Genomic DNA, 21,535 nt, shown 5'->3' with positions numbered 1-21,535 from the left:
AATGCGTTATCTTACAACTCCAATTTATTATGTAAATGATGTGCCTCACTTAGGACATGCTTATACCACTATCATTGCGGACACTTTAGCTAGATTTTATCGTTTGCAAGGGCATGAGACTAGATTGTTAACAGGTACTGATGAACACGGACAAAAAATAGAACAAGCAGCAAAAATAAGAAACTCAACCCCAAAAGAATACGCTGATAAAATCAGTTCTGAATTTAAAAAACTTTGGGATGAGTTTGAAATCACTTATGATATATATGCAAGAACAACCGATACTAGGCATGTTGAATTTGTTAAAGCTATGTTTTTAAAAATGTGGCAAAAAGGAGATATTTATAAGGATGAATATGAGGGACATTATTGTATTTCATGTGAAAGTTTTTTTGCAAAAAGTCAACTTATAAACGAATGTGGATGTCCTGATTGTGGCAAAGATACTTCTTTATTAAAAGAAGAAAGTTATTTTTTTAAGCTTTCAAAATATCAAGATAAGATTCTTCAATGGTATGATAAAGAAGATCCTATCTTGCCTAAAAATAAAAAAAATGAATTGATTAATTTTGTCCAAAGTGGACTTAAAGATCTTTCTATCACTCGAACAAGCTTTGATTGGGGTATTGAAATCCCAGAAGAAATTAAAGACGATAAACACATTATTTATGTATGGCTTGATGCGCTTTTTATTTATATAAGCTCGCTTGATTATCAAAGCCAAGGAGAAAATGCTAAATTTTGGCCAGCCCACATACACTTAGTAGGCAAAGACATCTTGCGTTTTCATGCGATTTATTGGCCAGCCTTTTTAATGAGCGTGGATTTACCTTTGCCTAAATTTATCGGCGCACACGGTTGGTGGACTAAAGAGGGTGAAAAAATGAGCAAGTCTAAAGGTAATGTCGTAAAACCTAAAGAAGTGGTAGATGCTTATGGCTTAGAGGCTTTTAGATACTTTCTGCTAAGAGAAGTTCCTTTTGGGAATGATGGTGATTTTAGCGAAAGTGTTTTGATTAATAGAATCAATACAGAACTAGGCAATGAATTTGGCAATTTACTCAACCGCATCATAGGAATGAGTATAAAATACAATCAAGGTAATATTTCTCAAGAAGGCGTTTTAGAATTTTATAAAAACGAACTTGATACGGCTAAAGAGCACTTAGATAACGCTATAAACTTTTTAGAAAACCTACAATGTAATCGCTATCTAGAAGAGCTTTTTAAAGCCTTAAGTGTTGCAAATTTAGCCATTAGCAAATACGAACCTTGGAATTTAATCAAAGCAAATAAAATCAAAGAAGCCAATGCTCTTATAGGACTTTGTGCAAATATCTTAGCTAAAACAAGTCTTTTATTAAGCCCTACTTTGCCAAAATCTTGTCAAAAAGTAGGTTTGGCTTTAAATTTTGAAATTTCTCCTACAAACTATCAAAAACTTATCTTACAAAATGAACTTTTAGATTTTAAGGCTAGCGCCTGTGAAGCTTTATTTCCAAAAATAGAAAAACCTCTCTTATCTCAAGAAGAAAAACAAGAAGTCAAAAAAGAAGAAAAGCCTAAAATCAAAATCGATGATTTTGCAAAAATAGAGATTAAGGTAGCCAAGGTGATTGATTGTCAAAATATAGAAGGCAGTGAAAAACTTTTAAAATTTAAACTCGAACTTGACAATAAAGAAATTCGTCAAGTGCTTTCAGGTATTGCTAAGTATTATAAAGCAAGCGATTTGATAGGAAAGCAAGTTTGTGTTATAAGCAATCTTAAAAAAGCTAAGATTTTTGGACATGAAAGCGATGGTATGATACTTTCTGCAAAAAGCGGGGATAAACTTGTGCTCATAAGCCCTGAACAACTTGTAGAAAACGGCTCTTTAGTAGGCTAGGATGAATATTAGCAATCTAAGCGAACTCATTCATGCAAATATACTTAATGAAGGCAGTGTTTTAAGCGTTACAGGCTTTGCATTAAGTCTTCATGAGCTTAAAAATGGCTTCGCTTTTTTTAGCAATAATAAAAAAGAGATAATCCAAGCAGTGCAAAAAGGCGCATTTGCTATTATTTCAGAGCATGAGCTTTGTATTGATGATAAAGAAATTTATTATCTTCAGGTGGATAATCTAGAATCAGCCTTAATTAAACTCTTGCGTTTTTTATGCGAAGAAAAAGAGTGTGAATTTATAGCACTTCAAGCTTATGAGCTAGGAATTTGCAAAGCATTTTCTTTAAACATTTTAAAAGGAAATATATTTGTAGATTTTAACTCACTTATCAAGGCTAAAAAGGGTGAAATTTTTTGTTTTAGCGATGAGAATTACTTACTTCAACTTTGCGCATCTTTAACAATCCTAAAAGAAGCAAATTTTACCCTACTTTCTCGCTCTAGCTTTTTTTTTACGACTCTAGTTTGTGATAATTTGTATTTTAAAAACTTAAATCTTCCCTTTATTTATGCCAAAATTTTTGCAAAAATTATGTTTTATCTTAAAGAAAAAAATACAAAAATGAGTTTTGATTTTAATAAGATAGATGATTTTAAAATTTATTTCATGGATGAAAATTTTAATATTTCTGAATTTGGCTCAAGTGCAAGAGCATTTATCATCGTAAGCAATCAAAATACCTTTGATTTTTGGCAAGAAAATTTTAAAAATATAAAGGGTTTTAAAACCGCTTTGCATAATTCATTATTCTGCGATTTTTCATACGACAAACTTTTAGATCTTAAAAACTTAAAAAATTTTAAATACTGCCTGCTTTTAGAAGATTATGAAGCTTTTGAGCGTGAATTTAAAAATGAAGAAAATCAATCTCCAAGCTTATTTTTAAACTGACTTAAATCAACCCCCTCACATTCTAACAAAAATCTTTTTATAGCAAGACCGCCATTATATCCACCCAAGCCATTACTAGCTATAACCCTATGACAAGGAATAAAAATAGGAATTAAATTTTTAGAGTTTGCATTACCCACTGCGCGAAAAGCTTTGGGGTGGTTGATATTTATAGCTATTTCTTTGTAAGTAACAAGCTTTGCATAAGGGATATTTATCAATTCTTTATATACTTTTTGTTCAAAATCACTCCCTTGTATCCATAAAGGTGTTTGAAATTTTTGAAGCTTTTTAGCAAAATAAAGTCTGAGTTCTTCTTTGGCAAATTCAAGCAGGGGACAAGTATTTTCAATATCCAAACGATCGCAAAAATCGATTTTTGTTAAGAAATCTCCATTGCTATGTAGAGATAAGTAACAAAATGGTATTTTATAATAAACTTTAAACATATTTTATCCTTTAAATAGTTAAAATTATACTAAAAAATATTTAAGGAGTAAAAAATGTCTTTTATGCAAGATTACAATAAGCTTGTTGAAGAAAGAGCAGCTTTGGGTATCCCACCCCTTCCTTTAAATGCAGAACAAACTAAAGAACTTTGTGAACTTTTAAAAACCCAAAATGATGAAAAATTGGTATCTTTATTGCAAAATCGTGTCAATCCAGGCGTTGACGATGCAGCCTTGATAAAATGTGAATTTCTAGATGGAATTTTAAAAAATAAATTTCAAGCTCCAGCCATAGATAAAAAACTCGCTTTAAAAATGCTTGAAACAATGCTAGGTGGTTATAATGTAAAAGTTTTAATCGATGCATTAAAAGATGAAAGTATAGCTAGCGATGCAGCAGAAGTACTTAAAAATATCATCTTTGTACATGATAATTTCCATACCGTAGCAGAACTTAGCAAAAGCAATAATCATGCTAAAGCTGTTTTGGAAAGTTGGGCAAATGCAGATTGGTTTAATAAAAAAGAAAAATTACCTCAAGTGATTCAATGTGTAGTTTTTAAAGTAGCAGGAGAAACCAATACAGATGATTTAAGCCCTGCTGGTGATGCTTTTACAAGAAGCGATATCCCTTTACATGCTAATGCTATGCTAAAAGTAAGACAAACAGGTTCTCTAGAAAAAATCAAAGAACTCAAAAAAAGTGGTCGTGAAGTCGTATATGTGGGCGATGTCGTAGGTACAGGTTCAAGTAGAAAATCTGCGATTAACTCCATACAATGGCATTTAGGAAAAGAAATTGATGGTGTGCCAAACAAACACAGTGGTGGTATAGTAATGGGCTCAACCATAGCTCCGATTTTCTTTAACACAGCTCAAGATAGCGGTGCTTTACCTATTATTTGCGATGTGTCCAATCTAGAAATGGGAGATGAGTTTGAAATTCACCCTTATGAAGGAAAGATTGTAAAAAATGGTTCTGTTGTTGCAGAGTTTAAACTCAGCCCAAATACCATCTTAGATGAAGTTAGAGCAGGAGGAAGAATTCCACTTATCATAGGTCGTGGACTTTGTGCTAAAGCTAGAGAATTCTTAGGAATGGAAAATGAAAATATCTTTACTAAACCAGAACAACCTGAAGCTTCAAGCGGTGGATATACTTTAGCTCAAAAAATGCTAGGGCGTGCCTGTGGAGTTGAAGGTGTGCGTCCAGGTATGTATATAGAGCCTCGCACACTTACTGTAGGTTCTCAAGATACTACAGGTCCTATGACAAGAGATGAGATTAAAGAGCTTGCAAGCTTAGGATTTAATGCGGATTTTGTAATGCAAAGTTTTTGTCATACTGCTGCTTATCCAAAGGTTAGTGACTCAAATTTGCACAAAACTTTACCTAATTTCATGACAAGTCGTGGTGGAGTAAGCTTAAAACCAGGCGATGGGGTAATCCACTCTTGGCTTAATCGTTTTGTTTTACCTGATACAGTAGGAACAGGTGGAGATTCTCACACTCGTTTTCCTATAGGAATTTCATTTCCTGCAGGAAGTGGACTTGTAGCTTTTGCTGCAGTAACTGGCTCTATGCCTTTGAATGTACCTGAAAGTGTTTTGGTGCGTTTTAGCGGAGAATTGCAAGCTGGAGTTACTTTAAGAGATCTTGTAAATGCTATACCTTATTATGCAATCAAACAAGGACAACTTACTGTTGAAAAGAAAAATAAAAAGAACATTTTTGCAGGAAAAATTTTAGAAATAGAAGGCTTGCCAAACTTAAAAGTAGAACAAGCTTTTGAACTCAGTGATGCAAGTGCTGAAAGATCTGCAGCTGCTTGTAGTGTAGATTTAAGCATAGAAAGTGTAAGCGAATATATCAAATCAAATATTTCACTTATAGAAGCAATGATAGAAGCAGGATATGAAGATAAAGCCACTCTTGCTAGAAGAGCGGATAAAATGAGAGAATGGCTTAAAAACCCTACTCTTTTAAGAGCAGATAAAGATGCAAAATATGCGTACATTATCGATATTAATCTTAACAATATCAAGGAGCCAATTCTAGCTTGTCCAAATGACCCTGATGATGTGGCAACCTTAAGCGAAATTTTAGCCGATGACAAGCGTCCAAAAAATATAGATGAAGTTTTTGTAGGTTCTTGTATGACAAACATAGGACATTATAGAGCTTTGGGAGAAATTTTAAAAGATAAAGGCATACTTAAAACCAGACTTTGGGTAGTGCCTCCAACAAAAATGGATAAAGCACAACTCACCAAAGAAGGGTATTATAGTATCTTTGGCTCTGCTGGCGCAAGGATAGAAGTTCCAGGTTGTTCGCTATGTATGGGAAATCAAGCAAGAGTAAATGATGGTGCTGTTGTCTTCTCAACCTCTACAAGAAACTTTGACAATCGTATGGGTATGGGTGCTAAAGTATATCTAGGAAGTGCTGAACTTGCAGCAGTTTGTGCGATTTTAGGTAAAATCCCAAGCAAAGAAGAATATTTGCAAATCGTAAGCGATAAATTAAGCGATGCACACAAAGCAAATATTTATAAATATCTTAATTTTAATGAAATTGATAATTTTAAACTAGATAATTAATCCAAATTTAAAGCAGATTTGGGTTAAAATTATAGATTAAAATTTTCAAAGGATAAAATTGAGATTATTATTTATTTTATTTTGTTGTTTTTTAGGTTTAAAGGCCGAAAATTTAATTACTTGTGATTATATAAAAAATAACAAAGCCCAAGTTTTTCAAGATAGTCCAAAGCAAGACTATCTTGATATTGCTTCTACTTGTGATTTTTCTTTAAAAAATCAAGCTTTTACCAAAAGACTTTATCAACTCGCCAATGAAATTCGCGGTGGAAATGCTGCTTGTAGTGGTATTGAATATTTTCCAAAACTACAAGAATTTGACTTTTTGCTTTTAAAAATTTCTATTGATCCTATAGAATATCAAAAAGGTCTAGATGCTCCTGAAAATTTAGAAAAAAAATACACTCTTTTAAGATCTTATTTTAGATATTGGGCTTATCAAAGTATAGGAAATTTTAGACTTTATCAAGAATTTTGGCAAGAATACAATAATGCCATAGAACCCTTAGAACAATATTTTGAAAATAATTTCAAATTCGACAAGGGTAGCAATATTTACTATACCACCAATGCTTTAAATGAATTTTTAAATTGGGCTGTAGGAGAAACTAAAATTTACAAAAATATAAGTCCTTTAGCAAAAGTTTTATCCAATAAAAAACATTCAATAACTTATATCCAAGATTTTATTTATACCAATAATCTCAACCGAGATGAACTTACCATAGGGCTTCAAGCAGCCTTGTTAAACCAACGCAACAAAGATATTTTAAATCTTTTGATCCGTTTGGGTGCTAGAATCGATGAGGGTTATGAAAATGCTTTGTTTTATGCTTTAGAAAACTACGATAATACCAAATTTTTATTAGAACTAGGTTTAAATGTCAATAGTGCCAATACTTTTGGCAAGACACCTTTATTTTACGCTATAGAATTTAAGCGCAAAGATATTGTTTCATTGCTTTTAGTATATGGTGCTGATGTTAATAAAAAATACATTAACGATAATGAAAAATTAGCCCTAAGCGCAAATATAGGCGGAAACACTCCTTATTTTATCACCTTTTGTGCTTTGGAGCACACTTCTAAAAATGTTCTTATGCATGCGGCCGCTTATGGAGATGTAGAAATTTTAAAAATGCTTGTTGCAAAAGGTGCTGATATTAACGAAATAGATGATTTAGGTTTTAATGCTTTAGATTTTGCCCTAGCAGCCAATCAAAAAGATAATGCTAATTATCTGCAAAGTCTGGGTTTAAAACCCAATGAAAATTTAATTTACGGAGGGAGTTTAGAATGAAAACTGCATTTATCACAGGAGCAAGCTCTGGTTTTGGGCATGCTTGCGTTGAAGCTTTTATACAAGAAGGATACAAAGTCATTGCTCTAGCAAGAAGAAAGGATCGTTTAGATGAATTAAAAGCCAAATACAAAGATCAAATTCACATACTTTGTCTTGATGTAAGAAAACAAGAAGAGATCTTTAAAGCTGTTGAAAACCTACCTAACGATTTTAAAGAAATAGATGTACTTTTTAATAATGCTGGTTTAGCTCTTGGCATAGATGAATTTGATAAATTAAGTATAGAAGATATAGACACTATGGTTGATACTAATATCAAAGGTCTTTTATATGTAGCAAAAGCGATCATTCCTATACTTCGCAAACAAAAAAGTGCTTATATCTTCAATCTTGGCTCTGTAGCAGCTAGAAATCCTTATTTTGGTGGCAATGTATATTGTGGAACTAAAGCATTTGTAGGACAATTTTCTAGGGCCTTAAGAAATGATTTAAGAGGAGAAAATATCAAGGTTACAAACATAGCTCCAGGGCTTTGCAAAACTGAATTTAGTGAAGTTCGCTTTAAAGGAGATAAGGCAAAAGCCGATGCAGTCTATGAAGGGACGCAATACATAAGTGCACAAGATATAGCAAAAGTAGTGATGTCAATCATCAATCTGCCAAGCCATATCAATGTCAATGAAATAGAATTAATGCCTGTTACTCAAACTTGGAATGGCTTTTATATAGAGCAAAATCAATGAGATTTTTAGTATTTTTCCTACTGCCTTTACTTGCATTTGCCAATACACATCAAGCTACGGCAAATGCAAATTTATTTGGAGTTTTCACTCTTATACCTCCTTTGGTTGCTATCACTCTAGCTTTTATTACAAAAGATGTGATCTTGTCTCTTTTTGCAGGAGTTTTAAGCGGAACCTTCTTGCTTAGTCTTGCTTCTAATATTTTTCAAGCCGACAGCTTAAGTTTTATTCATTTTTATAATACTGCGATAGATTCTTTTTCAAAAATTATTTCTTATATTTTAGAATCAACTTCAGATCCTGTAAATGCTGGTATCATCTTGCAAATTTTATGCATAGGTGGGCTTGTTGCACTTATCACCAAAATGGGTGGCGCAAAAGCTGTGGCTATAAAATTTGCAAAAAGAGCAAAATCAGCAGTATCGGCACAAGTAAATACTTGGTTTTTAGGTTTGTTAATCTTTTTTGATGATTACGCTAATTTACTCATCGTAGGACCTATCATGCGTCCTTTAGCAGATAAATTTAAAATTTCTCGTGAAAAATTTGCCTTTATTATCGATTCTACAGCTGCACCCGTTGCAGGGATTGCTGTGATTTCTACCTGGATAGGTTTAGAAGTATCTTTAATCAAAAATGCCTATGAAGATATAGGCATTAGCAATATCAGCGCTTTTGGGGTTTTTGTTGAAACCATACCCTATAGATTTTACAATATTTTTATGCTTTTCTTTGTTTTAATGACTGCGCTTATGGGGCGTGAATTTGGTCCTATGTTAAAAGCTGAAATTCGTGCAAGAACTACAGGACAAATCGCTCCTTTATCAAAATCAAGCACCCTAGATACCGCAGAACTTGAAGATCAGTTTTTAGCTCCAAAAGAAGATATTAAAATCCGTGCATTAGATGCTACGATTCCTATTTTAACTTTGATTGTTTTAGCTATACTTGGATTTTATTTTAATGGACTAAGTACTTTAGAAGGTGAAGAATTACTAAAAGCAAATGCAAATCCTTTATCTTTTGAAACCCTTAGGCTAGCTTTTGGAAGTGCAAATTCTTCTGTGGTGCTTTTTCAAGCCGCCTTATTTGCCGCTATTGTAGCAATTTTTATTGGAGTGTATCGCAAGATTTTTAATTTTAAAGAAGCGGTTGAAACTTGGATATATGGTTGGAAAACTATGATTTTTACCATAGTTTTACTTTTGTTTGCATGGTCGCTTTCAAGCATAGTAAAAGAGCTTGGAACTCCAGAATTTATCTCAAGCTTGCTCGCTGATAAATTGCCTGAATTTATCCTACCTGCTACCATTTTTGCTTTTGCTTCGCTTATTTCTTTTGCGATAGGAACAAGCTATGGGACTATGGGTATTTTAATGCCTTTGGCGGTGCCTTTAGCTTATAAGGTTGCACAAATAAATGCAATGGATATGGATGCAATGCATCATTATATGGTGATTAACATAAGTTGTGTCTTAACTGGAGCCATTTTTGGAAACCATTGTTCGCCTATTTCAGACAATGTAATCCTTTCATCAATGAGTGCAAAATGTGATCATATGGAGCATGTTCGCACTCAAATTCCTTATGCCTTATTTATTTGTGTAATTTCTTTATTTGCTGGTTATATACCTGTTTCTTTAGGGCTTAGTGTATGGTTGGTTCTTCCTTTAAATTTAATTCTTATTGCATTTTTGCTTAGAATTATCGGAAAGAAAGTTTCATGAGTCTTCAAGAATTTGGAAATTTTTTAAAATTAGAAGAAAAAGCTTCTTTTATAAAAGAATTTTTCAAAGATTTTTATCAAGGAAATTTCGAGCTTTTTTCTTCCAAAGATAAACATTACCGCACAAGAGCAGAGCTTTCATTTTATCATGATAAAGACGAAATTTATTATGCGATGTTTGAAAATAAAAAGAAAATCATCATAGAAAGCTTAGAATTTGCAGATGAAAAAATCACCGCTTTTATGCCCAAACTCTTAAAACAAATTCGCAACAATACAAATTTAAAAGAAAAACTTTTTGGTGTAGAGTTTTTAGCGACTAAAAACGAGTTAAGCACCACTCTACTTTATCATAAAAATATAGAGCTTATTTACAATGACTTAAATAATTTAAGCTTAGAACTTGATGCAAATTTAATCGCAAGAAGCAAAGGTAAAAAACTTGTTTTTAAAAAAGAAAATTTAAGACAAGAGCTTGATATACAAGGTAGAAAAATATTTTATGAATTTAACAATGATTGTTTCATACAGCCTAATACCTCCATCAATGAAAAAATGATAACTTGGGTGTGTGAAAATTTAAAAACCCAAGAAAGAAAAGACTTGCTTGAGCTTTATTGTGGATATGGAAATTTTACTCTAGCTTTAGCAATTTTTTTTAACAATGTACTAGCCACTGAAATTTCAAAAAGCAATATTAATTTTGCCTTGCTTAATTGCAAGATCAACAATATCTCAAATATCCATTTTACAAGACTTTCAAGCGAGGAATTATCCCAAGCTTTAAAAAAAGAAAGGGAATTTTTTCGCTTAAAAGATATTGATTTAGATAATTTTAATTTTTCTCATATTTTAGTCGATCCACCGCGTGCAGGACTTGATAAAAGTGTGATTGATTTAATTAAAAATTATGAAAACATCATTTATATTTCTTGTAATCCTATCAGCTTGAAAGAAAATTTAAAAGAACTTGCTCTTACGCATAAAGTTGAAAAATTTGCGCTTTTTGATCAGTTTGTTAATACTCCGCATTTAGAATGTGGAGTACTTTTAAAATCTTTACATTCTAAGTAATCTTCAATTTGAAAGTTGATAAATTATAAAAAATAATAATTCATCAACTTAGCTAAAACCACGATAAAAATACAAAGCACAAAAACAAAAGGATGTATAAAACGCGTTAAAGGATTTTTTCTCTTTAGCACAAAATGAAAAAATAAAGAAAACACCACTAAAGACAAAATACTAAAGGCTAAAATCAATTTTATCAAAAAAATTAAATTTAAAGGATTAAGATGAAAGCTTATCATCGCACCACCACTTAAAAATAGCAATAATACGATAAAAGGCATAATCTTAACACCCACGGAAGAAAAAAGATTTTTATCAAAATTTGGATTTTTTCTCTTAATTGTATTGAGTATAAAAATATCGACAAATAAATAACCTATAAAAAAGATTGCACAGCTTAGATGAATGATTAAAATATAAGGATAAGCTTGAACCATATATTTCACTCCTTTTTTAATAGCTTTTAATATTCTAGCAATTTTTTATCTTTAAAAAATTCACTTTAGTTAATTTTATATAAATATATTTTTAAATTAAAATCTATTTTTAAGCGAAATAAGATTATGATTAAATTTTTAAAATTTTTATATAAAGTAACAACGATGGATGAAAATTTAATCATAGATAAAATACTCAACAACACAAAAACCATTGCCATAGTAGGACTTAGCCCCGATGAAAGCAAGCCTTCTTTTATGATAGGACAATTTTTACAAGAAAATCATTATAAAATTTATCCTATATATCCTAAATGTGATGAAATTTTAGGAGAACGCGTTTATCGAAGCTTAGATGATATCGATGAAAAAATAGATCTTGTTTTAATGTTTCGCAAGGGCGAATTTGCCTCTTCATTACTCCCAAGTATTATCCGTAAAGGAATTCAAAATTTTTGGCTGCAGCTTGGAATTTGCAACAATGAAGTTGCTAAAGAATGCGAAAATTTAAAGATTAATTTTATACAGGATAAATGCATTATGCGTGAATTGCCACTTTATCAAGATAGGATAAGCAAATGTTAGAACTGAACAAAATTTATCAAGCCAAACAAAAAATTGCTGATTTTGTAAGCAAAACTCCTTTTATACACTCTTCTTTTTTAAGCGAACTTTGCAAAAGTGAAGTGTATTTAAAAAATGAAAATTTGCAAATTACAGGAGCTTATAAAATTCGCGGTGCATATAACAAAATAGCTAATTTAGACCCAGAAGCTAAAAAAGCAGGAGTTATAGCTGCTAGTGCTGGAAATCACGCTCAAGGTGTTGCCATAAGTGCAAAGAAATTTGGCACAAAAGCTATAATCGTGATGCCAGAATCCACCCCTCTCTTAAAAGTTTCTGCTACCAAAAGCTTGGGTGCAGAAGTTATTTTAAAGGGTGATAATTTTGACGAAGCTTATGCTTTTGCAACAAACTATGCGAAAGAAAATGGATTAAGTTTTATTCATCCTTTTGAAGATGAACTTGTAATGGCAGGACAAGGCACACTTATGCTTGAAATGCTTGATGATGTAAGCGATCTTGATACCATCATAGCTCCTGTAGGCGGTGGTGGACTTATTAGCGGTATAGCAAGCGCTGCAAAGCAGATTAATCCCAATATCAAAATTATTGCAGTAGGTGCTAAAGGAGCTCCTGCAATGCATGATAGCTTTAAAGCAAAAGAGGTTAAAAACTCTAAAAGTGTCCGTACTATAGCAGATGGTATTGCTGTGCGCGATGCTAATCCTATTAACCTAGGTATCATCCTTGAATGCGTGGATGAATTTGTTCAAGTAGACGATGAAGAAATCGCTAATGCGGTATTGTTTTTGCTTGAAAAACATAAAATTATAGTTGAAGGCGCAGGTGCTGCAAGCGTAGCCGCCCTACTTCATCAAAAAATAGATATAAAAGATTCTAAAAAAATCGGCGTTGTTTTAAGTGGCGGCAATATCGATGTGCAAATGCTAAATATCATCATAGAAAAGGGTCTTTTTAAAGCTTATCGTAAAATGCAAATCAATGTTACTTTAATCGATAAACCAGGAGCCCTACTTAATCTTACAGATAGCTTAAAATCAGCCAATGCAAACATAGTCAAAATTGATTATGATAGATTTTCAACAAAGCTTGATTATGGCGATGCTATGATTTCTATTACCTTAGAAACTAAAGGCAAAGAACATCAAGAAGAAGTTAGAAATATCTTAAAAGATAAAGGTTTTGATTTTTACGAAACTTTCTAATAAGAAATTCTACTCAGATAAAGCCCACAAGGCGGGGCTAAAAAACGATTGTATTGTTTTTTAGCTTCGATTTGCTCTTTTAACTCTTCTATACTCATCTTATTTTCTAAAACTTTTAAAACACTCGCAACCATTAGTCTTATTTGCGCCCTTAAAAAACCATTAGCCTTAAAACGAAAAATGGTAAAATCCTTATAAGAATACGCTTTAGCTAAAAATATTTCTCTGATAGTCGTTTTATTATCTCCTCCGCTCTTGCAAAAGAATTTAAAATCCTTAATACCTACAAAATTTTGCAAAACAAGATCAGCCTTTAAAACATCAATAAAAGGATAAAAATGAACATAAGAAGCTAAAAAAGGATTATAAACCCCGTGATAAAAAATATAGCGATATTCTCTACTTTTTACATCGTATCTTACTTCAAAATTTGAAGGCATGATTTTTAAATTTTTAACATATATAAAAGGATGAGAAAATTTATTGATTTGTTTTTTAAGATAGTTTAAATCCCTAAAATGCTCCCCGCATTCCACGCAAGCAACAGCATAGCTTGCATGCACCCCTTTATCTGTGCGAGAAGCCATCAAAACAGAGGAAAAAATTCCAAGATGACTTAAGGCATCTTGCAAGGCATCTTGAACGCTTTTTTTGTGAGGTTGGGTAGCTGAACCTAAAAATTTCGATCCATCATAGGAAAAAATAATTTTTAATTTCATCAATAACGACTCAAAATCATCTTTTTAAAACAAACAATAGACGCAATAAAACTTAAAGCAAATATTCCAATACAAGCTAAAATAGGAGGCTGCGAAAAAGAACTTAAAAGCCCAAAATACACAGCAATAACCCCAAACATCCCAAAATAAATAAAACCTTTTTCATAACGATAAGTTACTATACCAAAAGAAAGGGCAAAAAGCGTACTTGCGAGTGGAAATAATGCTATGGTTACATAGATTACAAATTCTTTCGCGCGTTTGGGATTTGTATTTAAATCATTCCAATACTCATAAAATTTTTTAGTTTGTAAATTTTGATCATTAAATTGTGTATTGACTATAAGCTTATCAAAATTTCCAATAAAAAGCGTTTGGCCATTTTCAAAATTATACATTTTGCCATTAGAAAGCTTAAAAGCAAAGCTGTCTTCATTTCTTTGTGCTGTTGCTTCTTTTGCGATAATCAATTGCTCTTTGTCTTCTATATTGCGTTTTGGATGATACATGATGATATTTTCATATCTGTCACTTTCTTGCTTCTCAATAAAAATCATCCATTCAAGAAATCTTTGTCCAAATTCACCCGTTTTATAATTAAATTTAACCTGAGTTTTTTTAAAATTAACAAAATTATCTTGCAATTCAAACACTATAGGTATCATAACCAAAGCTATAATTAACATCAATGCACTTACTAAAGCGGCGATTTTTAAAAAAAACTTAGCTAAAATTTTAGGTGAAAATCCCAAGGTAAATAACACTATGCTTTCATTCTCTCTAGAAAGCCTAAAAAGAGCCAAAGTAAGAGCGATAAAAAAAGCTATAGGCAGGGTAAAAATAAGAATTCTAGGCAGCATAAAGCCGTATAATTTAAGCAAATCTGTAAAATTAATCTCTATACTAGAAGTAAGCTTAGCAAGTTGTATAAAAAAAACCATAGAAACTATAGTAAAAAGCACAAAAAAAATCGATAAATTTGTACTTAAAAATTGATTTAAAACATATCTTAAAGCAAGTTTCATATTAATTCCTGAACAATCAAATATATCAAATATATCACAAAAGCAGCATTGATAAAGGGTAAAAATGCTAGTTTTGTATTTTTATTATGGATAAAAAAGGGTAAAGACAATAACGAAGCAAGAAAAAGAATTATAAAAGCACTCTTAAAACCAAATACCCCTGCCATACTAGCAAGGATAATAATATCCGCATCACCTAAATTTTCTTGTATGTCTTTTGTTCTAAAATTTTTTAAAAATGCTATAAAATTTTTAAGTAAAAACAAAAAACCAGCAAAAATAAAAGCTTGAACCATAAATCCATTTTGAAAATTTTCAAATATAAAAAAATACGCAAATTCATTGCTATTAAAAGCAAAAGAAAATGCAATAAAAAAAATCAACCAAAGCAATTTTTGAGGCACAGCTTGAAATTTTAAATCTATGCAAGAGAGTGCAAATAAAACAAATAGAAAAATCAGTAAATGGATAAATTCCCCTATATTTTGGCTTAGCAAATAAGCAATCCATGCAAAAATCATCCCCAAAACTTCAGCCAAAAAAACAGAAAAAGGAATTTTAATATGACAAGTTTTGCACTTAAAACGAAGAAAAATATAAGAAAAAATGGGTATTAATTCCAAAGGCTTAAGTTTTTGATAGCAAGAAAAGCAATAAGAACGCAAGCTTAATAAGGGCTTGTTTTCACAAAAACGCATTGTTAAGCTCATACAAAATGAACCCAAGCTCGCTCCTAAAATAGCTAAAATCAAAAAAGCTATGGGATTATTTTCCAAAAGTTCTCTCTCTTTTTCTAAATTCTTTTATGATTTTTTTAAATTCTCTTTTTGTAAGAGAAGGAAATAAGGTTTCGCTAAAATAAATTTCTGCATAAGCACATTGCCAAAGCAAGAAATTAGACAATCTTTTAGCATTTCCCACACGAAGCATCAAATCCACATCCAAAGGCAAATCTAAATTATCGCTTATGTTTTTTTCATTGATTTCCAAGCCTTTTTCAATCAAGCGTTTAACCGAACGCACGATTTCATCTTTTGCTCCATAACTGATAGCTAAATTCACACAAAGCAAATCACAGTGCTTGGTTTTTTCTTCCACAAGGGCTATTTTTTCTTGTAAATGTGTATCAAGTCTTGATAAATCCCCGATAGCTCTTAATCTTACATTGTTTTTTTCAAATTCTTTTAAGGCTTCGTCCAAACAACGATCCAAAAGCTCAAAAATAAATTCAATCTCATCTTGAGGTCTGTTCCAATTTTCCGTGCTAAAAGCAAAAAGGCTTAAATTTGAAATTCCCTCCTCTACACAAGCTTCCATCAGCTTTTGCATGGTTTTAACACCTTGAGAATATCCAAGCTTAGCTAAAAAACCTTTTGCCTTAGCCCAACGCCTATTGCCATCCATTACAACAGCAAGATGTTTTAATTCATTCATTATCACCCTTTAAAATCAAATAATTTTTTAAATACAAATAAAGGTTGTATATTTTTATCTTGCAAAACATTAAATTGCAAGTGCTCGTTTAAAAATTTTTGCACCTTAAAAAAGGGGGTAAATATCGAAATTCCACCCTCATCGATCAGAATTTTCAAAGCTCCAAAAACGCTAAAATAAAGATAAATTTCTAAAAATTTAACCCTTTTTTTCATCTGAAACAAACAAGCCTTACCCTTAAAGATAAAAGGGATATGATAAATATTTTCAAAACTTGCAAAAAGCATTTCTTTTAAAATATGATATTTATTTTTATCTTTGCACTCTAAAAGATTTGAAATAATATATTTTTTATAATCAATCCTACCCTCTAAAATTTCAACCATCAAAGATAATCCCTCTTCAAAGGGATGAAAATCAGGCCTTTTAGATAAATGCTTAAATGCGATCGCGCCGCCTTTTTCTATATAAAGCTCGGCTAAATACTCAGCTCCAATTTCTAATTCTATCATGCTTTTGGTTTGAATTTTTCTATGATTGAGCAAAAGTGTGTAGTGTGCATAGCCTGATTTTGCTAAAACTTTCATTTGTATAGGTAGGGTTGAGTTTATCATATTCATATTTTTTCACACCAAGAAACCAAATCAAAAGCCAAATCTTCCTTGCTTTTTAAACCACTTTTTTCTATCTTATTTACTGTAATAAAATAAATTTCATTCTTAGAACTTCCAAAATAATTTTCCTCTTCTAAGATATTTAAACAAACCATATCAAGTTTTTTATCATTAAGCGATTTTTTCGCATTTTCTAAAGCATTTTGAGCGTCAAATTCCATCTTAAAGCCTATTTTTTTACCTTTAAAATTTAAATTTTTAAGCAAATCCTCATTTAATCTTAAATGCAAATTTAAACCCTTTAAATGCTCATTTTTTTTGATTTTGCCTTTTTTAAATTCAGGCATAAAGTCACTTACAGCTGCCGCCATGATTAAATAATCTTTGTTTGAATTTTGCTCTAGCAATTCTTTTAATTCTCGCGAGCTTTCAAAACTCTTAAGAGAATAAGGAGTATCAAAATAAACCGAACTCAAAAGCGTTACTTTAGCCCCCAAAAAATAAAACGCATCAGCGATTGCCTTTGCCATTTTTCCACTTGAAAAATTACTCACACAACGCACATTATCAATCTTTTCTTTTGTCCCCCCACCACTAATGACAACTTCTTTATCGCACCAAAATGATTGCTTGAAAAGCTCTCTTTTGCTTATATTAAAGATATCTTTTACTTCAGCCAAAGCTCCGATACCTTCATCTTTACAAGCTAAAACTTTACAAATAGGCTCTATAATCAAAGCTTTATTTTCTTTAAGCATCTTTAAAGAATTTTGCGTGCTAAAATGATGAAACATATTTGTATTTGCCGCAGGAGCTATGATAAGAGGTTTATTTGCTGCGATTAAGGTTTGGATAAAAAGATTATCCGCTATACCAAAAGCAAGTTTATTGATAGAATTAACACTTGCAGGGGCAAACAAAACAAGATCTGCATCCTTGCTAAAAGCTATGTGATTGTTTGAGTTTTGCCAACTTTCATTTTCCTCGCATAAAACTTCATCAACCAAGGCTTCAAAACTCATTTTGCTAGCAAATTTTAACAAACCATTAGAAAGCAAAACTTTCACCCTAAAGCCTTCTTTTTTAAACAAAGAAATAAGCTCGTAAGATTTATAAAAAGCTATACTGCCACTAATGGCTAAAAGTACGGTTTTCATTTTTGAAATTTCTTATAATAATAATCTTTTATCATTTTATGCTCTGCTCTATTGATAAACAAAGCACCCTTTTCTACATTGACACTTACTGTGCTTCCTGCTGCTATGATTACTTCATCTTCGATTTTTACAGGTGCGATAAATTGCGTATCAGAACCTACAAAAACATTTTTTCCTATGATGGTTTTATGCTTTTTTACCCCATCATAATTACAAGTGATAGTCCCACAGCCTATATTGGTTCCACTATCTATCTCACAATCTCCTAAATAGCTTAAATGCCCTGCTTTTACGGTATTTAACTTTGCATTTTTGCATTCTACAAAATTTCCTATATGAGTGTTTTTTAACTCACAATTTGGACGCAAATGTGCCAAAGGCCCTACATCGCTATTTTCTACGATGGAATTTTCTATCACGCTTGAACTTTTAATGATAGAGTTTATAATCTTACTTTTGCCCTCTATCCTTACATTTTCATATACTTCACATTCACCTACAAATTCAACATCTGCACCTATAAAAGTGCTTTGCGGTAAATGAAAAATCACACCCTGTTGCATCCAGTATTTTTTAATTTTTTCTTGCATGAAATTTTCAGCTATACTGAGTTCAAATTTATCATTAATCCCCATAAATTCATCTTCATCTACAAAAACTGCTTTAATCATCACATCTTTTTCTTTTGCTAGTTTTACAATGTCGGTTAAATAATACTCTTTTGCCGCATTATTGTTATCAATCAAAGGTAAAAGCTCTTTTAAAAGTCTCGAGTCAATCACATAAACCCCAGCATTGCAAGTATTTATCTCTTTTTCTTGCGTATTTGCATCTTTAAATTCAACAATTTTTTCAACGCTATCGTTTTTTATCACCACCCTACCATAACTTTTAGGATCTCTTGCTTTAAAAACTGCTAGATTTAATTTTGCATTATTACTCAACAAAGCTTCCAAACTTGTTTGCTCAACCAAAGGCATATCCCCGCAAAGAATTAAAACTTTTTCATTTTTAGGCCTAAATTCCTTTAAAGCGCCCGCAGTGCCTGGGAAATTGATCAAATCTTGTTCTAAAATTTGCGTTTTAGGAAAATGTTTTAAAATTTCTTTTTCAACGCGTTCTTTTTGATGAGATAAAACCACGCTCACATCTTCACTTATAGCAAAAGCTTTCTCTAAGATATGTAAAATCATGCTTTTTTGACACAGCTCTTGCAATACCTTTGGTTTTTCAGATTTCATTCTTGTTCCAAGTCCTGCTGCTAAAATCAAAATGGAAGTTTTCATTATAAAAAGCCTTTTGAGGATAATTTTATTTTAATTTTAACATTTTAAAGTTAAATTTTTCTCTAAATTAAAACAAGTTAAACTCTTTTTTAGTGAGTAAAAGTTAAAATTAAGTTTCATTTTTTAATCAAGGTTTATTTTTGAAAAAAATTTTAACATTATTGTTTATCAGCGGTTTTTTTAGCGTTATTTTCGCTGCCGAAGCAACAATTCCTACAGTAAATTTAAGCCTAAGTGCTCCTGATACTCCTAATCAACTTGTTACAACATTAAACATAGTCATAGTCTTAACCATACTTGCATTAGCTCCAAGTATAATTTTTGTTATGACTTCTTTTTTACGCTTGATTGTAGTTTTTTCATTCTTGCGTCAAGCTATGGGAACTCAAAGTATGCCGCCTAATACCATCTTAGTAACCTTGGCATTGATTTTAACCTTTTTTATAATGGAGCCTGTGGCTACAAAGTCTTATAATGAAGGCATCAAGCCTTATTTAGCAGAGCAAATAGGCTATGAAGAAGCTTTTGCAAGAGGTGTGAAACCTTTTAAAGATTTTATGCTTAAAAATACACGCGAAAAAGACTTAGCTTTATTTTACCGCATACGAAACCTGCCTAATCCTAAAACCATAGATGATGTTCCACTTACGGTTTTAGTTCCTGCTTTTATGATTTCAGAACTTAAAACTGCTTTTGAGATAGGCTTTTTGATTTATTTGCCATTTTTGGTTATCGATATGGTTGTGAGTTCGGTTTTGATGGCGATGGGGATGATGATGCTTCCTCCTGTTATGATTTCATTGCCTTTTAAACTTTTGATTTTTGTATTAGTGGATGGATGGAATTTGCTAGTGCAAAGGCTTGTGGAAAGCTTTGTAACCTAAGATTTATAAAATCTTAAAAACAAAATTCCAAGAAAAAGATACAAAAGCAAAAATAATTCTAAAGCTAAAAGTATATACAAAAACAAGCCTTTAACACAAAAAAGAGCTATAAAAACAACAAAAAGAATTACTAAGGCTGTTCGCCCTAGAAAGACTTTTTCTAGGGTCTTGATAGAATAAAAAGTAAAATCTAAAATAAGAGTAAAAATAAATTCTAGCATTGTAAAATACACCCAAAAACTAAGCTTGGTGGCATCTTGCAGCCATCATGTCAATTTTTGAATTGTAAGTACTTCCGCCCGGTGCAGGTGCATTCGCAACCCCAGCACCTACTACCCCCAATCTTATTCCATAATTTAAAATTAAAGGTATAGCTCTATCTTCTTGATAAGCATATTTGCAATACTCCCTAGCTGCGTTTAGTACAGTGCAAGATAAAAACAAAAATAACAAAAAAAATGCAACTTTTTTCATTATCTTAAATCCTTTTATTTAAAATTTAGATAATGATATTGTATATCAAAAATTTATAAAATTAATATTAATTATCAATATTTTATTAAAAGCCTACAAGAAAAAAGTGATATTATTTTGCTTAAAAACTTCTTTAATGTCTTTTAAATACTTATTGCCCAAAAAATCTAAAAAGCCATTTTTCCTACTCTCATCAATGAAATTATCAAGCTTGTCCTTTAAAGCTTCATCACCTTTTCTTACTGCTATACCCCAAAACTCAGGATTTTCTTGAAAAGGCGCTAAAATGGCTCTGGTTGTATCTTGATGTTTTTGCCAAGTCCGATAAATCGTAAGTTGATCATAAAAAAATCCATCAGCCTTGCCTTGAATCACTTCCAAAATAGCAGCATTTTCTTTATCAAATAAATTAATAGTTGCATTTTTTAAATTTTTAACCGCATATAAATGCCCTGTAGAACCACGCTTTAAAGCCAAAACTTTGCCCTTTTTATCTAAATCTTTGATATTTGTAATATCAGAGTTCAAAGGAGTTAAAATAGCCAAATTTGCCTTAGCATAAGGAATGCTAAAATCCACCACTTTCTTTCTCTCATCGGTAATTGTCATAGAGGACATAATAAGATCTATCTTGGCTGTTTTTAAAGCAGGTATTAAACCATCCCAAGCGATATTTTTTACTACAAGTTTATAGCCGTTTTTCTTTGCAAAAGCTTCTAAAAAATCCACGCTAATTCCACTTGCTTTGCCTGTTTTATCGCTCATTTCAAAAGGCGGATATCCAAGCTCCATTCCTACAACCAAATCTTTTGCACTCAAATTTAAAGCAAAAAAAGAGATAAAAATCAAAATAATTTTTTTCATAATTTCCTTTCAAATTTTTTTATAAAAAAATTATACTAATTTTATCTTATTTTGTTATTAGCAATTTATTTCAAACTTAAAAAATTAATACTTCCTAAACCCTAGTTTGTCCTATAAGATT

22 protein-coding genes are annotated in these 21,535 nt (G+C 31.5%); 10 read left to right on the top strand and 12 right to left on the bottom strand.

The window, feature by feature from the left end:
- Position 1: 1 nt before the first annotated feature.
- Positions 2–1,888, top strand: a complete 1,887-nt coding sequence (metG, locus tag CCO88_RS02970; protein ID WP_002783756.1) for a methionine--tRNA ligase — start codon at positions 2–4, stop codon at positions 1,886–1,888.
- 1 nt (position 1,889) lies between these two features.
- A complete protein-coding gene (locus CCO88_RS02965; protein WP_002839321.1) occupies positions 1,890–2,837 on the top strand; it encodes a hypothetical protein in 948 nt (315 codons plus the stop codon).
- Here CCO88_RS02965 and CCO88_RS02960 read toward each other — a convergent pair.
- Positions 2,810–3,286, bottom strand: coding sequence for a methylated-DNA--[protein]-cysteine S-methyltransferase (locus CCO88_RS02960; RefSeq protein ID WP_002776767.1), 477 nt, complete (start codon positions 3,284–3,286; stop codon positions 2,810–2,812). The two genes, CCO88_RS02965 and CCO88_RS02960, sit on opposite strands and share 28 nt — an antisense overlap.
- 54 nt (positions 3,287–3,340) lie before the next feature.
- Between CCO88_RS02960 and CCO88_RS02955 the strand changes: the two genes are divergently transcribed.
- From CCO88_RS02955 to trmA, 5 genes are read left to right on the top strand one after another with little or no spacing between them, the layout of a single operon-like run.
- Positions 3,341–5,887, top strand: coding sequence for a bifunctional aconitate hydratase 2/2-methylisocitrate dehydratase (locus CCO88_RS02955; RefSeq protein ID WP_002839319.1), 2,547 nt, complete (start codon positions 3,341–3,343; stop codon positions 5,885–5,887).
- 58 nt (positions 5,888–5,945) lie between these two features.
- A complete protein-coding gene (locus CCO88_RS02950) occupies positions 5,946–7,187 on the top strand; it encodes an ankyrin repeat domain-containing protein (protein ID WP_002780369.1) in 1,242 nt (413 codons plus the stop codon).
- Positions 7,184–7,933: an SDR family NAD(P)-dependent oxidoreductase gene (locus CCO88_RS02945; protein ID WP_002776763.1), complete on the top strand. Its 750-nt coding sequence runs from the start codon at positions 7,184–7,186 to the stop codon at positions 7,931–7,933. Before CCO88_RS02950 ends, CCO88_RS02945 begins: the two co-directional genes overlap by 4 nt.
- Positions 7,930–9,660 (top strand): Na+/H+ antiporter NhaC family protein, encoded by a 1,731-nt coding sequence (locus tag CCO88_RS02940; protein ID WP_002793807.1) that lies wholly within the window; start codon positions 7,930–7,932, stop codon positions 9,658–9,660. Before CCO88_RS02945 ends, CCO88_RS02940 begins: the two co-directional genes overlap by 4 nt.
- Entirely contained in the window at positions 9,657–10,733 is a 1,077-nt protein-coding gene (gene trmA / locus CCO88_RS02935; protein WP_002839317.1) for a tRNA (uridine(54)-C5)-methyltransferase TrmA, read from the top strand. The genes CCO88_RS02940 and trmA overlap by 4 nt, the downstream gene beginning before the upstream one ends.
- A 23-nt stretch (positions 10,734–10,756) precedes the next feature.
- On the opposite strand, the gene CCO88_RS02930 is transcribed toward trmA, so the two are convergent.
- On the bottom strand, positions 10,757–11,167 hold the full coding sequence (locus CCO88_RS02930) for a membrane protein (RefSeq protein WP_002836030.1): 411 nt from the start codon (positions 11,165–11,167) through the stop codon (positions 10,757–10,759).
- Between the two features lie 165 nt (positions 11,168–11,332).
- On the opposite strand from CCO88_RS02930, the gene CCO88_RS02925 reads away from it, so the two are divergent.
- Both CCO88_RS02925 and ilvA read left to right on the top strand, forming a co-directional pair.
- Positions 11,333–11,752: a CoA-binding protein gene (locus tag CCO88_RS02925; protein ID WP_002776755.1), complete on the top strand. Its 420-nt coding sequence runs from the start codon at positions 11,333–11,335 to the stop codon at positions 11,750–11,752.
- Positions 11,746–12,957 (top strand): threonine ammonia-lyase, encoded by a 1,212-nt coding sequence (gene ilvA, locus CCO88_RS02920; RefSeq protein ID WP_002780366.1) that lies wholly within the window; start codon positions 11,746–11,748, stop codon positions 12,955–12,957. Before CCO88_RS02925 ends, ilvA begins: the two co-directional genes overlap by 7 nt.
- On the opposite strand, the gene truA is transcribed toward ilvA, so the two are convergent.
- Genes truA through glmU form a run of 7 tightly spaced genes read right to left on the bottom strand, consistent with a single transcriptional unit; the run spans position 12,954 to position 19,192 of the window.
- A complete protein-coding gene (truA, locus tag CCO88_RS02915; protein ID WP_100219627.1) occupies positions 12,954–13,679 on the bottom strand; it encodes a tRNA pseudouridine(38-40) synthase TruA in 726 nt (241 codons plus the stop codon). The two genes, ilvA and truA, sit on opposite strands and share 4 nt — an antisense overlap.
- Positions 13,676–14,701 (bottom strand): LptF/LptG family permease, encoded by a 1,026-nt coding sequence (locus CCO88_RS02910; protein WP_002810534.1) that lies wholly within the window; start codon positions 14,699–14,701, stop codon positions 13,676–13,678. The genes truA and CCO88_RS02910 overlap by 4 nt, the downstream gene beginning before the upstream one ends.
- Positions 14,698–15,477 (bottom strand): prepilin peptidase, encoded by a 780-nt coding sequence (locus tag CCO88_RS02905; RefSeq protein ID WP_002780364.1) that lies wholly within the window; start codon positions 15,475–15,477, stop codon positions 14,698–14,700. Before CCO88_RS02905 ends, CCO88_RS02910 begins: the two co-directional genes overlap by 4 nt.
- On the bottom strand, positions 15,467–16,135 hold the full coding sequence (uppS, locus tag CCO88_RS02900; protein ID WP_002780363.1) for a polyprenyl diphosphate synthase: 669 nt from the start codon (positions 16,133–16,135) through the stop codon (positions 15,467–15,469). The genes CCO88_RS02905 and uppS overlap by 11 nt, the downstream gene beginning before the upstream one ends.
- 2 nt (positions 16,136–16,137) lie before the next feature.
- Entirely contained in the window at positions 16,138–16,755 is a 618-nt protein-coding gene (locus tag CCO88_RS02895) for a hypothetical protein (RefSeq protein WP_002776746.1), read from the bottom strand.
- Positions 16,752–17,906, bottom strand: a complete 1,155-nt coding sequence (gene coaBC, locus CCO88_RS02890; protein WP_002839314.1) for a bifunctional phosphopantothenoylcysteine decarboxylase/phosphopantothenate--cysteine ligase CoaBC — start codon at positions 17,904–17,906, stop codon at positions 16,752–16,754. Before coaBC ends, CCO88_RS02895 begins: the two co-directional genes overlap by 4 nt.
- Positions 17,903–19,192, bottom strand: a complete 1,290-nt coding sequence (gene glmU / locus CCO88_RS02885; protein WP_002780362.1) for a bifunctional UDP-N-acetylglucosamine diphosphorylase/glucosamine-1-phosphate N-acetyltransferase GlmU — start codon at positions 19,190–19,192, stop codon at positions 17,903–17,905. Before glmU ends, coaBC begins: the two co-directional genes overlap by 4 nt.
- Positions 19,193–19,332: 140 nt before the next feature.
- On the opposite strand from glmU, the gene fliP reads away from it, so the two are divergent.
- Positions 19,333–20,076 carry a flagellar type III secretion system pore protein FliP gene (gene fliP / locus CCO88_RS02880; protein ID WP_002776740.1) on the top strand — a complete coding sequence of 248 codons (744 nt, stop codon included), beginning with the start codon at positions 19,333–19,335 and terminating at the stop codon, positions 20,074–20,076.
- On the opposite strand, the gene CCO88_RS02875 is transcribed toward fliP, so the two are convergent.
- The 3 genes from CCO88_RS02875 to CCO88_RS02865 all read right to left on the bottom strand — a co-directional run bounded on the left by CCO88_RS02875 (position 20,073) and on the right by CCO88_RS02865 (position 21,414).
- Positions 20,073–20,297, bottom strand: coding sequence for a hypothetical protein (locus tag CCO88_RS02875; protein ID WP_002780361.1), 225 nt, complete (start codon positions 20,295–20,297; stop codon positions 20,073–20,075). The two genes, fliP and CCO88_RS02875, sit on opposite strands and share 4 nt — an antisense overlap.
- 19 nt (positions 20,298–20,316) lie before the next feature.
- The gene (locus CCO88_RS02870; RefSeq protein WP_002783772.1) at positions 20,317–20,550 is read right to left on the bottom strand and encodes a hypothetical protein; all 234 of its coding nucleotides are present in this window, start codon (positions 20,548–20,550) and stop codon (positions 20,317–20,319) included.
- Positions 20,551–20,643: 93 nt separating this feature from the next.
- Entirely contained in the window at positions 20,644–21,414 is a 771-nt protein-coding gene (locus CCO88_RS02865) for a transporter substrate-binding domain-containing protein (protein ID WP_002776733.1), read from the bottom strand.
- Positions 21,415–21,535: the final 121 nt, after the last annotated feature.

The sequence above is a fragment of the Campylobacter coli LMG 9860 genome (assembly GCF_000254135.1).
Taxonomy (GTDB): domain Bacteria; phylum Campylobacterota; class Campylobacteria; order Campylobacterales; family Campylobacteraceae; genus Campylobacter_D; species Campylobacter_D coli.
This window is presented reverse-complemented; position numbering and strand designations above follow the sequence as displayed.

Coding starts and splice junctions, on each gene's coding strand:
- metG (WP_002783756.1), top strand. CDS start 2: ATGCGTTATCTTACAACTCCAATTTATTATGTAAATGATGTGCCTCAC.
- CCO88_RS02965 (WP_002839321.1), top strand. CDS start 1,890: ATGAATATTAGCAATCTAAGCGAACTCATTCATGCAAATATACTTAAT.
- CCO88_RS02960 (WP_002776767.1), bottom strand. CDS start 3,286: ATGTTTAAAGTTTATTATAAAATACCATTTTGTTACTTATCTCTACAT.
- CCO88_RS02955 (WP_002839319.1), top strand. CDS start 3,341: ATGTCTTTTATGCAAGATTACAATAAGCTTGTTGAAGAAAGAGCAGCT.
- CCO88_RS02945 (WP_002776763.1), top strand. CDS start 7,184: ATGAAAACTGCATTTATCACAGGAGCAAGCTCTGGTTTTGGGCATGCT.
- CCO88_RS02940 (WP_002793807.1), top strand. CDS start 7,930: ATGAGATTTTTAGTATTTTTCCTACTGCCTTTACTTGCATTTGCCAAT.
- trmA (WP_002839317.1), top strand. CDS start 9,657: ATGAGTCTTCAAGAATTTGGAAATTTTTTAAAATTAGAAGAAAAAGCT.
- CCO88_RS02930 (WP_002836030.1), bottom strand. CDS start 11,167: ATGGTTCAAGCTTATCCTTATATTTTAATCATTCATCTAAGCTGTGCA.
- CCO88_RS02925 (WP_002776755.1), top strand. CDS start 11,333: ATGGATGAAAATTTAATCATAGATAAAATACTCAACAACACAAAAACC.
- ilvA (WP_002780366.1), top strand. CDS start 11,746: ATGTTAGAACTGAACAAAATTTATCAAGCCAAACAAAAAATTGCTGAT.
- CCO88_RS02910 (WP_002810534.1), bottom strand. CDS start 14,701: ATGAAACTTGCTTTAAGATATGTTTTAAATCAATTTTTAAGTACAAAT.
- uppS (WP_002780363.1), bottom strand. CDS start 16,135: ATGAATGAATTAAAACATCTTGCTGTTGTAATGGATGGCAATAGGCGT.
- CCO88_RS02895 (WP_002776746.1), bottom strand. CDS start 16,755: ATGAATATGATAAACTCAACCCTACCTATACAAATGAAAGTTTTAGCA.
- coaBC (WP_002839314.1), bottom strand. CDS start 17,906: ATGAAAACCGTACTTTTAGCCATTAGTGGCAGTATAGCTTTTTATAAA.
- glmU (WP_002780362.1), bottom strand. CDS start 19,192: ATGAAAACTTCCATTTTGATTTTAGCAGCAGGACTTGGAACAAGAATG.
- CCO88_RS02875 (WP_002780361.1), bottom strand. CDS start 20,297: ATGCTAGAATTTATTTTTACTCTTATTTTAGATTTTACTTTTTATTCT.
- CCO88_RS02870 (WP_002783772.1), bottom strand. CDS start 20,550: ATGAAAAAAGTTGCATTTTTTTTGTTATTTTTGTTTTTATCTTGCACT.
- CCO88_RS02865 (WP_002776733.1), bottom strand. CDS start 21,414: ATGAAAAAAATTATTTTGATTTTTATCTCTTTTTTTGCTTTAAATTTG.